Source organism: Mojavia sp. (assembly GCF_059505145.1).
On sequence record NZ_JCACKA010000010.1, the window covers coordinates 1 to 15903 of the forward strand.

Below are 15903 nucleotides of genomic sequence, written 5' to 3' on the forward strand. Positions count from 1 at the left end.
CCTCAAAGACTGATTAACGAGTATCAAAGACTCGTTCATCTCCCTCAAAGCTTCATTAACGAGTATCAAAGACTCGTTCATCCACCTCAAAGACTCATTTAGGACTTACGCACTGAAGTCTCAAACCCTGATCCCCCCTAACCCCCCTTAAAAAAGGGGGAACGTCTAAAGCCACGCCACTGAGGGAGTCGCTTAACCCGCAAGGGCGCAGGGCTGCCCCTTTTTAAAGGGGTTGGGGGATCTGAGTGCGTAAGTTCTGTCATTAATCTTGCATTAGTCCCAACAACCGCCTCAGAATTCATTCAGAGGCTAATAGCTAAAGTCTTCTTTAGAAGATCGATACCATTTCACGAAAATTTTGATACAGTCATTCACTCCCTCTGCATCCCCAATGCCCCATGCCCAATCCCTAATACCCAATGCCCAATGCCCAGCCCCTTCCTCCTCAGAAATGGCTAAAATCAAAATGTTTACCTATTTACCATTAGGCTGTGGCTACTGTATCTTGTCCCCGCTGCCATCAACTAGTTGATAATAAGGCTATTACTTGTCCTTATTGCCGCACAACTCTTAAAGCTTACGGTCATCCTGGTATTCCCTTGCACCGTGCCACCGGGGATGGATATCTGTGTGATAGTTGCACTTATCATGCTGACGACACTTGCAACTTTCCCCAACGTCCTCATGCCAAAGACTGTACGCTTTATCAAAATCTGGAAGAGAGCAAATTAGAGTTGCAACAGCAGGCTTATACTAAAAGCTTTGGTGTAACTGTAAAAACCTGGATAAAGCGCAATCAAGGGTTACTTTTGTTACTGGGTTTATTATTAATCTGTTTGCTGATTGCACTGTCAACATCATAGGAGGGCATTGGGGATTGGGGATTGGGCATTGGGCATTGGGCATTGGGGATTGGGGATTGGGGATTGGGGATTGGGGATTGGGCATTGAGGGACAAGGGGAGAAATTATTACTCAGAACTCACCACTCACCACTCAGCACTCAATACTCAGCACTCTTTCAAGTGGGGTTTAAACTGCATTCGCTGCCTGAATAACTAAGGGTGCTGGTTCTTCCTCAAACACGGTTAAGTCGAACCAAAAAGTAGTGCCCACCCCAACTTCGCTCACTAAGTGGACTTTAGCGCGATGCCTTTCCATGATATTTCTCACAATTGATAGGCCTAAACCTGTGCCTTCTAGGGTGTGAACGCGATTTTCTACGCGGAAGAATCGGTCAAAAATTGCTTGTTGGTCTTCTGAGGCAATACCAATGCCAGTATCAGAAATTTCTACGCGCACCGGAGGCGACTGATAATGAGAGTTATGCTTGCGGTCGAGTTGATAGGCGCGGATTGCTACTTTACCACCAGCTTTAGTAAATTTGAGAGCATTACCAACCAAATTAGCTAATACTTGTAGCAATAAATCATAGTTACCCAATACTAGCGGTAATTGGGGGGCAACTTCTTGAATTAGTTCAATGCCTTTATCCTTGGCATTAAGTTGGTAAGTACGTAGGGTTTGCTCGATCGCTTGCGCTAAATCTAGCCCATCAAAGTTGTAGTTGCGGCCAGATTCTAGTTTGGATAAATCCAAAACATCATTAACTAAGCGTGTCAGGCGATCGGTTTCATGATTAACAGTTTGTAAAAAATCCTGGCGTTGTTCTACACTCAAGTCTTCGCCGTAATCGTGCAAAGTTTCAATAAAAGATTTGATGTTAAATAAGGGCGTTCGCAGTTCGTGAGAAACGTTGCTGATAAATTGGCTTTTGGCTTCGTTAAGTTCGACCTCGCGGGTAATATCTTGCACAGTGATGGCAATACCTTTGATGCTTTCTCGTTGTTGATTGAGAACTGTAGTTAAGAGAATGCGGATAGTGCGTTTAGTAGGTTGGTTCAAAGCAATCCGAAATTCGGCACTTTCGCATTCACCTGCGGCCATTTCGTATAAAGTACGGGTGACTTCCATTTGCACGGCTGGCGGCAAGTGATACAAAACATTGCTACCGACAACATTCTCATTTTCCCAAGCAAAAATTCGCTGTGCTGTGGGGTTGACTAAAATTACCTGCATATTGTTGTCAATCAGCACAGCACCATCGGCGATCGTCGAAACCAATGTTTCTAGTTTGGCTTTTTCTGCTGTTAGTTCCTCAATATTTTGCTCTTCATAGGTTTCCAGGCGCTCTGCCATGTCATTAAAGCTTAAAATTAACTCTCCTAGTTCGCCTCCTAGTGGCAAGTCAATTCGCTGTTTGAAATTCCCGGCAGCAATTTGTTTCACCCCCACCAGTAGTTCTTTAATCGGCTTGGTGATGGTTAAAGCGTTAATGACTCCCGCCAAAATTACCATTACCCAAATTGTGATAAAAACTGCAATGGTGACATCGCGGGTGAAATTGGTGGATATAACAGCAGTTTGGTTAGGGTTAATGCCAATTGCCAAGACACCCAAATATTTTTTATTGACGATTAGGGGCACAAACACATCTGTGACAGCTCCATCTGGAGTCATGTGTTGCCGCACCATTGGCTTGTCGCCATCACCAGGGTAATCTTCCGGCAGTTGTATCCGCCGTTCAATTGTTAGGGAGTTTTTAACCTCTGTTTCCCAGAAAGGAATTCCAAAAAAGATTTTGCCAGTTTCGTCAGCATAGAGCATATAACGCACACTAGAGGTGCTGCTGTAGAAGCGTTGGGAAAATTGGGCAACTTCAGTGAGATTGTGGTCGGCAATTAGCGGGGTAACATTGGCAGCCAACAGCAGCCCAAGGTCACGACCAAAGCGGGTGTCATTCATCCGGGCATCCTGCTGAATCGTATTCACGGCCCAGAAGGTTAAACCGCTCATCACTAAAGAAACTACCAACGTGGCAACAGCCAACAGCTTGGTCTGGAGGGTGAAATCTGACCACCAATTTGCGATCGTTTCTCGAATTGTTTTCAAAAGAGCCAGCATCTTAAATAAAAGTTGTTAGTAGTTTTATTAATAAACCCCAACAACTAAAAAATTAACAGTTAATTTGACAATCATGTTGGAGAGGGGCAGCGGGGAAGGGGACAGGGGGCAGGGGGACAAGGGGACGAGGGGACACGGGGACACGGGGACAAGGGGACAAGGAGAATAATTAATGACTGTTGCCTATTCCTTATTCCCTATTCCCTATTGCCTGTTACTCAGCACTCACGACTCAGCCCTCAGCACTCTATGACCTATATCTCTACGGTAATACATCTGCTCGAAGTGGATAGATTTGATGCCAGCGTAGGCTTGGGCGATCGCTTGCTCAAAATTTTCTCCTATTCCTGTGACATTTAACACTCGACCACCATCAGTTACTACTTTTTGCTGCTCATTTAACTTTGTGCCTGCATGAAATACAGTTACTCCCGCAGTTGTTGCTTGCTCAGTTCCGCTAATTACTTTGCCTTTCTCATATACTCCAGGATAACCCCCAGCAGCGGCGACGACGGTGGCGGCTGCTCCCTGTTTCCAAACAATCGGCGGCATTTCCCCTAAGCGTTGCTCTACACAGGCTAGGATCAACTCTTCTAGAGGTGTTTCTAATAATGGCAGAATCACCTGTGTTTCGGGATCGCCAAACCGACAGTTAAATTCCAAAACTTTAAAATTGCCGTCTGGTGTAATCATCAATCCGGCGTAAAGTACACCTCGATAATCGATGCCCTTGGATCTTAAGGTGGCGATCGCTCTTTCTAAGACTTCTTGTTGAATTCTTACCATCAACTCTGGTGTGGCAATGGGTGCTGGGGCATAAGCTCCCATCCCGCCAGTATTCTCCCCTGTATCACCTTCACCAATCCGCTTATGATCCTGAGCTGGTAGCAAAGGACGAATTGTTAAGCCATCAGTTAAGGCTAAAACCGAAACTTCTTGCCCAATCAAACATTCTTCAATCACCACAAATTCGCCAGCACTGCCAAACTGCCCTTGGAACATCACATCAATGGCACTGTGTGCCTGTTCTACTGTTTCAGCAACAGTGACACCTTTACCAGCCGCCAAGCCATCTGCTTTGACAACAATTGGTGCGCCTTGGGCTTTTACATAAGATTTGGCTGCTGCTGCTTCGGTAAAAACTGCTGACTTAGCTGTGGGAATCCCCGCTTCTTGCATCAGGGCTTTAGCCCAAGCCTTACTCGCCTCAATTTGCGCCCCAGATCGCACAGGGCCAAATACCATCAGTCCTTGTGACTGGAGATAATCTGTAATACCCTTTGCCAGGGGTACTTCTGGCCCAACTACCACCAGAGAGATGCCGTTTTCCAAGGCAAATTGGCTGATTCCTTTAAAGTCATCTACTGCTAAAGGCAAGTTTTGGCAACGTTCCATAATTGCCGTACCGCCATTTCCAGGTACGCAAATCACTTGTTCAATTTGCTTGGATTGCAGTAATTTCCACGCCAGAGCGTGTTCGCGCCCCCCATTCCCTACAACTAAAACTTTCACTATTTCCTCTTACGTTCCTTGCGAAACGAGAACGCCCTGTGGTTACTCGCGGATCAATTTTTTCACCAATTCTTGTGCTTATGCAAGTCTTTTTATTAAATATGCGATCGCTATTCCCAAGTATTCACCTACTATGCTTTAGGAATGCTTGCACAAACAAGGCACTCCTAATGAAAAAGTTTCACCGCCAAGTATGAAAATGGGCATAGGGCATGGGGCATTGAAATATCTACATTGATGGTCGAAGTTTTATTTTCAAGCTACAGAGCAGAAGGAAAGAGGATTAGCGAGTTTAGAAAATCAAGAAAAACAGAGGAAGACCCATCAAAATCTCTGCCCTAAATTTCAGCAAGAGCGTTGCTTTATCTCTGCGTGAGCCTAAACGATAAGCCTTCTTCTAAACGGCAGGGGCGGCAGATATAATCATCAACACTAACAGCGCCAAAATCAGCATGGAAATTTTGACGATAACGTAAGTACTAGGATCAGGAGCTACAATATTGGGCAACATTTTCTACCTCCACTTGTAGGAATCTGAGAAACATCTGAGGCTTTCAATAAGCGATAAAACCAGAGGTTGCTTTATTCTGCCTTTTTTTGCTTGTATATTTATTGTCTCTCAATCATAGATACATGAGGTAATAAGTAAAGTTTAAGTAATATTTTTTATCTTGCTGAAACTATCAAAGTTACCTCAGCAGCAATCACTTGCTTTTAGAATGACTCAACCTAGTTGATGTCTATTAAGTTTTCAAAAAATAAGTTTCAAAAAATTAACCATCTGTGGGTGAGCCTATAATTCACCCACGGTTATTTATCCAAAATTGATAACTTCGGTCTTCAAATTTTTACAACACTTGCTTCAAGAAATTTACTAATGCTTCAAGGTTTGGTGTGTCAAGTAAATCTAATACTTCTGCTGCTTGTTCAGAAGGTATATAGTCATCGGGCACGCCGATGATTGAAGTTCCTAAATTTTGGGCTAGCTGATACCAAAAAGCCAATTTTGAATCAGCATCCATTGCGGCATACTCTTGGGTAGAAATAGTCTTTTCACCTACTTCATCTTGACTTAGCAACTGTCGCAACGCTAATAGCTGTTCTGCTTGGGGTAATTTCTGAATTTCTCCAACCAAATTGGCATTACCTTCATTTGGGGTATCATTGAGAGTAATTGCAGGAACTTCGTCAGAAACTTCAGTATAAAGTAATGCCAACACTGTCAGGCGATCGTCTACATTTAAATTTTGGAATTTTGATACAGCTTGTTCTAAAAAATTGGTATTTGTAGTAGTCATAAAAACCCTCGATAAATTAGTTAAATTCTTGTGGTAATAGCTGTAGTTTGGTATTTGTTATGGAAAAAAGTAAATTAATCTCCAAAGTAAAAAAATTGAGTTGTTCTGCTTGTGTCTCTATTCAGGTTATATAGTTAAGTCTGAGATAGGGCACTACAAAAAGATAGAATATTTACGCAAAATCGATAGATAGAAACCAGTCAAAAGGCAGAGAAATCATCGGCACGACAAAGCATGGCAATACTTATTGCCCTATCCGCAGTCCTTAGTTCCTATTTACTAACTAAACGTGAGTTCGATGAACCTCTCCCACACCGCGCTGCCTCACCACGCGGCTGTCTCCCTGTTGTAGTAACTGGCGTGACACGGAGAAATGGAGTTTGAGAGGTTTTTTGTGTAAGTCTTATCTCGAACAAGTCTGCGTAGATTAGGATTTACGCACAAAGATTCCTTGGGAAAATTGGGTGTAAAGTTTACTAATAACGCTGCCACTCATACATTAATCGTCCATGACGATCGCGCACAAGTGCCCATTCTCCATGACGATATGGTTAACGATAGCGTCTCGTCTATAATAATGTCGTCGAGTCCGCTGGCGTTGATAATAATATTGTCGAGTCCGTTGCCGTTTTGGTATTACCTCCGGTAAAGTGCGGGGCAGAAGCCTGTTATAGCTAAAGTGGAATGTTAATCGCAAACTCTGCTCCTTCTCCCACTGTTGAACTCACATTAATAGTTCCACCGTGTTTTTCCACAACAATTTGACGAGCGATCGCTAACCCCAACCCTGTACCTTTGCCAACAGTTTTAGTAGTAAACAGATGGTCAAAAATACGTTGCTTAACTTCTTCAGTCATACCCATTCCGTTATCTTTGATACTTATTACTACTTGCTTTGTGTCCTCACTCATTGAGGTTTTGACTGTAATGCGATTGGGTCTGGCTTGAATTTCTTCTATGCTGCGTCCTATGTTTGACTCTTCCAAGGCATCAATAGCATTGGCAAGCAGGTTCATAAATACCTGATTGAGTTGCCCAGGAAAACACTGAACTTGTGGTATGTTTCCGTAGTCTTTAACTACTTCAATTGCCGAACAATTTTCATTGGCTTTGAGGCGGTGTTTGAGGATAAGGATGGTGCTGTCAATGCCATCATGGATGTTAAAGGCTACTTTATCTTCCGTATCTGCCCTAGAGAAGGTACGCAAACTGTTTGATATACTGCGAATGCGTTGCACTCCTTGTTTCATGGAAGAAAGCAATTTAGGTAAATCTGAACGTATATAATCTAGGTCGATAGTTTCGATTTCATCTTCAATTTCTGTGCCTGGGTTGGGGAATTTTTCTTGATATAAATCAACCACACCAAACACATCTTTTACATAGTTTAAAGCTGGTTCGATATTACCAGCAATAAATCCAATGGGGTTGTTAATTTCGTGTGCCACACCTGCAATTAAGTTCCCCAAGGCTGACATTTTTTCGCTTTGTACTAGTTGCAGTTGTGCTTGTTTGAGGTCTTCTAATGATTTTTCTAGTTGTTGAGTATAATTTTGTGCTTTTTGGTAGAGACGAGCATTTTCTAAAGATATTGCTGCTTGGGAAACTAACAGATTAAGTAGTTCCACCCTATCAGTTGTAAACGCTCCTACTGTTAGGTGATTTTCTAAATACAGGATGCCAATCAGTTTACCTTGGTTGAGGATGGGGCTGCACAGAATACTTTTTGGCTGTTTTTGGAGAATATAAGGGTCAGTAGCAAATTTGATATCAACGCTGGCATCAGTAATTACAGCAGGTGACAGAGTTCGCTTAACTGTATTAATTAAGGTTTGGGGAATTTCTTGGCTGGCATTTACCGGAACGGATGGAAGGATAGAAACTAGGTTGCCTGGGGGTTCAAGTTGGGTGTTCGCCCCAGGCGTGCTAAAAGCAATTGCCTCAACCACTAAACTATCATCTTTGACCAGTAAGAATACACACTTAGAAGCCCCAGCATTTTCAATCACAATTTGCAGCAAGGTAGAAAGCAACTTCTCTAGTTCAATTTCACGAGAAAGTGTCTGGGAGGCTGTGAGAATGGTGGCTAAATCCAGCACAGTTGAAATACTACTGCTGTGTGAGGTTGCGGATGTACTATTGAAGGAAAGGATCGTTTCACCGGTTTTGAATTGGGTTTGTTGCTGTTGCAGGATGGGGGCAAGCAGTCGGGGATAGCATTGTTCTAAGTCGTTTACTTTGGCTTTGGCTCCCCAACGGCTATAGGCGTAGTAGGCGTTGAGCAGATAGTCTTGAGCAATCTTTTCTTTACCCCATGCTAGGTAGAATTTGGCGGCAAGTTCGTTGGCAAGGGCTTCTTCGTTGAGGTATTCATTTTCTTGGGCAAGGGCGATCGCGCGATCGTAATGCTCGATTGCTTCTGCTTTGTTGCCCAATACCCGATGTCGTTCTGCCTCGACTAAATACCACTTATCCAGGTAATTCATTGGAGCATTGTGCGCCCAGTGGTGCAATTTCGCCTGATTCTCAGCAACACGCTGAAGTAGAGTTTCTTGCTCAACACAACTGTCACAATAGCTAGCAAGAGCAGCCAGCGAGTCATAGAAATAAAGTACAGGTTCGCCAACAGTGCCAGCGCCTGCCATGAAATATTGTTTTGTCTGGGCTGCGTTTTCCAAAGCTTGAGCAACATCTCCCAGTAAGAAGCACAGGGTAAATTTATGCAGGTAAAAGAAATACAGCCCAAATTGGTCATTAGAGCCTAACAGCCGGGACAGTAATTCCTCCTCTTGCATGGCTTCGCCTGAGAGAACACAGGGATGGGCTGTGTTGCCAACTAAATTTAATATGGTTTGCCAGTAAATGTGGCAATAGTTCAACGAAGTGATTTCCTTGAGGCTGAACAGCGCACAAGCGTAAGCCCGGACTTTTGGCTCTAAGGTGATTAGTGGTTGACTGCTCCAATAGGAATTGAGGCAAAATCCGTGAGCATTATATCCTGCAAACCCCAGGTTTCCCACTTCTAGAGCAGCATGATAGCCTTCTTTGAAAACAGACAGCGTTTCTCGAATATGGGATTTACCATGAATAATGAACAATCCGAGTGCTGAAAACGTATTCGGTTTATCGTCTCTGACGTCAAATTTTGAGACAATGTTTAGGGCTAGCTGCCCAAACTGATAAGCCCTATGGATATCTTGTAAAATCATCACCAAGACAATCCCGTAACAAGCATAGCTAAAGGCTGAAAGGGGAGTATTTCCCGACACAATTGACAATTTGACTTGTAAGCCAACAATCAACGGGAATAATGGAGAGCCTGATACAAAAGACGCTACGATGACACTGGATGAGATTTGCATAATTGCCAGTTGCTCTGCATCTGTCATCACAGGCAGGTGAATTAAATCTTCGATATTTCTAGCAGCAATTAATTGGGAAATTTCTTGAATAGTGTATTGAATATCATCTGGAGTTGGATTTTCTGGAAAGATTACGCCAAATAGTTTGAGAATGTGTCGCGCTGTTGAGATTGCCTCTGGCAAGTTGTTATGCGATACCTGCGCTTCAATTTTAGTTTTATAAACTTTGACTCGATCGAGGCGTGTTTTAGCGCAGTGAATGACAGTCTCAATCGCCTGTTCCATCTGCTCAAACTCACCGCTCAGATATGCAACTTCTGCGGCTGTCTCATGCAGTGCCAATGCCAAGTCATACTGAGTCTGCCAACAGTCTGCCTTGAGCAAGCCAATACCCACGTTGGTAAACTCAAGCGCTGCGGCGTAAGCAGTCGATGTCCTCGCTTTCCGTCCCGCGTTGAGATTGAACTCGGCTAAATCAGCTCGCTCCTGAGGTTGGGTGAGCAACTGTCTGCCTAAATTCAAATGCCCGATAATATCGAATAATTTCTCTTCCTGTTCTGTGTCAGAAGTTGCGTGCAGCAGTAGTTGTCCGATTTTGAGGTGAGTGGCTTGCTTGTGGTCATCACAAATCAGGGAATAGGCGGCTTGTTGGACGCGATCGTGCAAAAACCGATACTTAGCTCGCTGATTCTCTACCGTTGGTAGTTGAGTTTCTTGATGAGTATCTCCCTGGTAAAACTTATAAACTTCGCTTACAGGCAGAATTAATCCTTCCTGTAAGGCTCTCCACAAATCGGCGGCGGTTTCTGTTTGGGATTTCTCGCGGACAATTGCCAGCGTTGCTAAATCAAAAGAGTTGCCAATACAGGCAGCTAGCTTCAGTACTTCCTGAGTGTTTTGAGGCAGTTTTTGCAACTGCAACCCCATGAACTCCACTACATCATCAGTCAGTGCCAGTGCTTTTACCTTAGCAAGATCGCACTGCCAATGACGCACCTCAAAATCAAACGCAATCAGTCCATCTTCGTGTAGCGATTTGAGAAATTGTGTGGCAAAGAAGGGATTACCTTTCGTTTTTTGATACGCTAACTCGGTTAACGGACGCGCAAAAGAAGTCGAGCAACTGAGTGTATCCGCAACTAAGTGGTTGAGATTCGCTTGCTGTAGGGGAGCCAGGGTAATTGTATTGACGATCGCGCCTGTTTTTTCGATCTCAGCCAGCGTTAGCATCAAGGGATGTGCCGGGTTCACCTCATTGTCTCGATACGCTCCAATTACCAGTAGATGTCCTGCATCCGTCATTAGCAGTTGCAGCAACTTGAGTGATGCTGAGTCCGCCCATTGCAGATCGTCCAAAAACAGCACTAGCGGATGCTCCACTCTGGTAAACACCTGGGCAAACTTCTGGAACACCAAATTGAAGCGATTCTGAGCCGCACTACCAGAAAGTTCCGGTACAGTCGGCACATGTCCGATGATGCGCTCTAGTTCTGGAATCACCTCAATCAGAACTTGAGCGTTTTCCCCGACGGCATCGAGAATCTTCGTCCTCCACTGCTCCAGTTGAATATCACTTTCACTGAGCAGTTGTCCGATTAAATCCCGGAATGCCTGTACAAAAGCGGCTAATGGAATGTTGCGCCCAAACTGGTCATACTTGCCTTTGATAAAGTAGCCATGCTGACGCACAATCGGCTTATGTACCTCTTTGACGACAGCCGTTTTGCCAATGCCCGAAAATCCGGCAACCAGCAGCATTTCCGTCTTACCATTGCTGACGCGCTCGAATGCTTGCAGCAAGGTTTTGACTTCAGCTTCCCGTCCATAGAGCTTTTCGGGGATGAGAAAGCGATCGCAAATGTCCCGTTGTCCCAGAGCAAACGACTCAATCTGACCCGTTTCCTGCCACTGCAACAAGCAAATTTCCAAGTCATGCCTTAATCCCAATGCACTCTGATAGCGGTCTTCGGCATTCTTCGCCATCAGCTTTGCCACTATCTCTGATAGCACTTGAGGCACCGCAGGATTCACTTGATATACAGGCACTGCCTGCTTTGCTAGATGACAGTGGATGAGTTCCATCGCATCGCTGGACTGGAACGGTAACTGCCCAGTCAGCAGTTCGTAGAAGGTGACACCAAGAGAGTAGAAATCGCTGCGATAGTCGATGCCTCGATTCATCCGTCCGGTTTGTTCGGGCGACAGGTAAGCGAGCGTTCCTTCCAGCACATTCGGGTTCTGAATCGCTTGCGTCTCTTTTGGCAGCAACGACGCAATGCTAAAATCAATCAACTTCACTTGCTGGCTGGTGGGATCGATCAAAATATTGGCAGGTTTGAGATCCTTATGAATGACGCTTCCGCGATGGAGTTCGTCGAGGATTGTCGCTATTTGTATCGCGATCGCTAGAAAGTCGGTAAGTGGAATTTGAGATTTTAGAGTTTGAAGTTTAGCTTGGGATTCCCCCTCATCTGGTATATCTTCCGTGCTTTGCTGCTCCCTGGCGTAAGCAGTCAAAGAAATACCACCAAAGTCTTCCATGACTAGGGCATAGCCATTGTGGTACCTTTTCAGGCTATAGGGTCGGACAATGCCAGGGATGTCCAGGTTTTTGGCGATCGTGTACTGATTGCGGAACTGAACAATTTCACTAAAGCTAGGGTATTCGTTCTGCATGACCTTTATAACTACAGGTATTTGGTCGCTTGCACGAATGCCTTTGTATACCAAGGTTCTTGTACTTGCGTAAATTTGCTCGCTAATGATATAATCGGAAACTTTCAGCATGGCATTAACCTTCTTTAGCCTACCCATGTTTTATAACTTGCGTTCATGAGTTAGCATTCCCACGACTTGTGGTGGTTGTACCGTAGGGGTTATTAGTTTTTATTTTTCTTATTATTCATTTTCTATTTGGTTCTTCCTTCAAGTAATTGCTTATACTGTCACACCCTCTAACTCTTCATCCGTTAATTCATACAATTGGCGTAATTTATCTAACTTCTCTTGATCGGTTTGCCAGAAACCCCGCCCGTGCGCTTCCAACATTCTGCCTACAATATTGCGAAAAGCTTCTGGATTCGCCTTGCGTAATTTCTCCGCCATTTCTGTATCTAAGGCATAAGTATCTGCTGCTTGGTCGTATACCCAATCATCAGTAAAATCAGCAGTACCACCCCAACCAATTAACGCTGTCATCCGTTGGGATATTTCAAACGCACCACCAGAACCTTGATTAGCCATTGCTTGGGCCCATTTGGGATTTACCAACTTTGTGCGGTATTCCATCCGCAGTAAATCATCTAAGTTGCGGGGTGTGGTGTCTTTCGAGAAACTTTCTACAAAACTGGTTGTTACCTTTTTACCGCGTTGCTTTTCTGCGGCCTTCTTCAAACCACCAGTATTAGCGTAATATTCCTGAATATCGGTTAAACCATATTCTACCGAATCGATTTCTTGAACAATGCGATCGCTTGTTTTCAACAAAGTATTTAACACTTCTGGTCTAGCTTGGCCTTTATCTTGTCTCCCATAACTAAACACATTGCGGCTTTGCCAGGTATTACCTAACTCCTCGCCAGATTCCCAGTTACCATCAACAACTTGGTCATTCACCAAAGAACCAAAATCTCCCGCAGGATTAGAAAACAATCTCGCTGATACATTCTCCACACCTTGCGCCTTTAAAGCTAAAGCGTGTTTTCTAATAAAATTTTGGTCTTCCGGTTCCTTAGCATCAGCAGCCCGTTGAAACAAATCATCCAACAATTCGATGATATTCACAAAACTATCTCGGAAAATTCCCGATAGATTTCCTAACACATCAATTCGGGGATGTCCCAGCGAGGCCAAAGGTTTTAATTCATAACGCACAATTCTTCCTGTTCCTTCCTTCACAGGTTCAGCACCGACTAACTCCAACAAAATACCCAACGATTCACCCTTAGTTTTAATCGCATCCAATCCCCATAACATCACCGCCACAGTTTCCGGGTATTTCCCATGTTCTTGTAAATGCTGGGCAATAATTTTTTGAGCGATTTCTCGTCCTCGTTCATAAGCCGCAGGAGAAGGCATTCTGTAGGGATCTAAAGCATGAATATTCCTACCAGTAGGTAACACACCAGGCCCATCCCGTAACAAATCACCACCAGGCGCAGGCGGAATATATTCCCCATTCAAACCCCTTAATAGATTTGTTAACTCATCCGTAGATTGCATCAACAAATCTCTTATTTCTTCTCCTTCACGTCCTTCACGCCTCTGCGGTTCGTTTCCAAAATAAGCCTCCAAATACCCCGCCAACCTCTCTTCATCTGGTTCTTCCCCCAAAGTATGCAACCCAGAAGAAAACAACCGACTTTCTAAAACCTGCAAATACTCATACAACTTCACCAAATAATCATCAAAAGCATGGGCACTAAACATCCGCACATTTTCATAACTAAAAGGAATCCCCAACTTCTTAGCATCCGCCAACGGACAATCTGCATCCAAACCAGTATCTACAATCTTTTTACAAATAGCTTCCTTCAGTGCATAATTCTTTTTCGGGTCTTCCCGATACTCAGCAATTAAATCTCGCAACGCTACCAATTCCTTATACAAACCAGCACGACCATAAGGCGGTACATTATGTGAAATTAACACCCCATAACCGCGACGCTTCGCCAAAATCGACTCCGAAGGATTATTCGCCGCATATATATATAGATTAGGCAAATCTCCCAACAAAATATCCGACCAAGAATAACCCGTATTACCCAAAGGCGAACCAGGTAACCATTCCACTGTACCGTGCATTCCAAAATGAACCACAGCATCAGCTTCAAATTCATTTTGCAACCATTTATAAAAAGCAGCGTATTGAGGATGAGGAGTTAAATCTCGTTCAAACATTAACCGCATCGGGTCGCCTTGTAAACCCAAAGGTGGCTGCACACCTATCCAGACATTTCCTAACTGCACACCACCAATTTGAAATTCATCACCATAGGTTTTAATCCCAGTCCCCGTGAGAGATTTCCATTGTTTTTCAACGCGAGATGTTTGCAGATATCCCAACCATTTTTCTAAATCCCGGACATTGACAGTATTAACCGCTGATGAATCCCGATTAATGCCTTGCTTCATCTGTGTTAATCTGTGTTCATCTGTGGTTCCGATCTCCTCATCCGCCTCCTTCACCCAGCGAATCAACTCTTCCCCATCATCAGGCAAATCCCCAACGGTGTAACCTTGGTCTTTGAGTGCGTGAAGCAACTTCAAGAGACTACGCGGCACATTTAATAATGCAGCTGTACCCACAGCACCGTAACCAGGGGGGAAGCCATACATAATAATTGCTATTTTGCGTTCAGATGCAGGTTTTTGCCGCAAAGCTACCCAGCTTTTCACCCTGCCAATCAAGCGCTGCACTCGTTCGGGAACCAAATAAATATCTTCTCCCACCAAACCACCAAGGGGAACAGTATCAATTGCCCCATCCAGTTCTGGTAAAGCGTACAACACCACACTTTGCAAGCCGCCGATACCCTGGCGTGTCCAAGAGTGAATATCTTGTATTAGCAGTGGTGCAGCAACGAAGTAAGGTACATTTTTGGCAGTGAGGATGCGTTTTGCTACTTCTACCTGACGTCCTGCTTCCATTGAACCAGCAGGGCCACCCACTAAAGGAAAACCAATTGTGGAAACAACAGCATCCACCTTCACGGCTTCTTGGGAAAGTGAGGGAGTTTCGATATTACCAACTTGTCTTTGCTGAAGTTCGTAGTCGGTTGTCATCCAATCTCTGACAGCTACGTGTCCTTCCACACCGTTGATGAAAATCGGTAAAGGAATTAACCCAGCTGCTTCAAAACGGCGAATTAGTTGGGGAATATATTGTTGTTTGGTAATAACGTGTTTGCGATACAGCAGAATTCCCACAACTGGATGAGTGACTGACGCGGAGATTGAGAGACGGGGTGACGCGGAGAAATTTCCATTTACATTCCCCTTGTCCCCGTGTCCCCTTGTCCCCGTGTCCTCTTGATTCCCCTTGTCCCCGTGTCCCCTTGTCCCCGCGTCCTTCCTCTGCTGATACCATTCCAAATACTCGCGGGGTGATTCAAAAAATCCTTGATAGTCTGGATGCAATAGCCCCATGTTGGGAGTCTCAACAGGTGCGGGGATATCGCCAACTTTTAGCCCCAAATATTTTTCCGCCAGTGTCCAGAATAATGAGGCGACGTTTTCTGGCCCGCCAGCATTCCAGTAACCATAGATAATTAACCAGTTGCGTAAGTCTTGGACTTTTTGCACTGGTATATATTTCAGTAGTTTCGGCCCTACCTTTAAAAAGCTAATATAACCAGCGAGTTTGTCTTCTTCTCTTCCATTACTAAATTTATCAAGAATGAATTTAACTGGCTTTGGCATACCTTTGGGTTTATCGCCAATGGCAAAGTCACCCAGCTTCGTTAAACTCATCAATTCCAAAGCTGACTCGAACACCAGACGGATGGGAATTTGCGTCAGGCGATCGCGCAACCATAAAACTTGGTCATAATCAAATAGCAAGCTGCCAAAAAATACATCAGCGTCTTGTAGTGCTGCTTCTACTTCCTGGCGCTTGGTGGTAATATCGCGATCGCTAAACACCCGAATGTCCAACTCAGAACAGCGAGAGTTAGCCACAAAAGCTGCTTTTCTATATAAGTCAGCGTTAAACGATTCAAACCCAGCAATCAAGACGATGCGTTTCATGCCCGTAAGCTACGAAATATT

The 15903-nt window shown here is 44.3% G+C and carries 7 protein-coding genes; 1 reads left to right on the forward strand and 6 read right to left on the reverse strand.

All coding sequences use genetic code 11. The features are described from left to right. Positions 1 to 491 precede the first annotated feature (491 nt). The gene (locus AC5JL8_RS00365; RefSeq protein ID WP_495877793.1) at positions 492 to 863 is read left to right on the forward strand and encodes a hypothetical protein; all 372 of its coding nucleotides are present in this window, start codon (positions 492 to 494) and stop codon (positions 861 to 863) included. A gap of 168 nt (positions 864 to 1031) precedes the next feature. Here the strand turns inward: AC5JL8_RS00365 and nblS are convergent, their stop codons facing one another. From nblS to bchH, 6 genes are all read right to left on the reverse strand, one after another. Further along, a complete protein-coding gene (gene nblS, locus AC5JL8_RS00370; protein WP_495877794.1) occupies positions 1032 to 2963 on the reverse strand; it encodes a two-component system sensor histidine kinase NblS in 1932 nt (643 codons plus the stop codon). 225 nt (positions 2964 to 3188) lie between these two features. After that, positions 3189 to 4475, reverse strand: coding sequence for a phosphoribosylamine--glycine ligase (purD, locus tag AC5JL8_RS00375; RefSeq protein WP_495877795.1), 1287 nt, complete (start codon positions 4473 to 4475; stop codon positions 3189 to 3191). Positions 4476 to 5323: 848 nt separating this feature from the next. Then, positions 5324 to 5773, reverse strand: coding sequence for an orange carotenoid protein N-terminal domain-containing protein (locus tag AC5JL8_RS00380; RefSeq protein WP_495877796.1), 450 nt, complete (start codon positions 5771 to 5773; stop codon positions 5324 to 5326). A 499-nt stretch (positions 5774 to 6272) separates the two neighbouring features. Further along, entirely contained in the window at positions 6273 to 6470 is a 198-nt protein-coding gene (locus tag AC5JL8_RS00385) for a hypothetical protein (protein WP_495877797.1), read from the reverse strand. After that, positions 6448 to 11922: a trifunctional serine/threonine-protein kinase/ATP-binding protein/sensor histidine kinase gene (locus tag AC5JL8_RS00390; protein ID WP_495877798.1), complete on the reverse strand. Its 5475-nt coding sequence runs from the start codon at positions 11920 to 11922 to the stop codon at positions 6448 to 6450. Before AC5JL8_RS00390 ends, AC5JL8_RS00385 begins: the two co-directional genes overlap by 23 nt. Before the next feature lie 150 nt (positions 11923 to 12072). Then, the gene (gene bchH, locus AC5JL8_RS00395; RefSeq protein ID WP_495877799.1) at positions 12073 to 15882 is read right to left on the reverse strand and encodes a magnesium chelatase subunit H; all 3810 of its coding nucleotides are present in this window, start codon (positions 15880 to 15882) and stop codon (positions 12073 to 12075) included. Positions 15883 to 15903 lie beyond the last annotated feature (21 nt).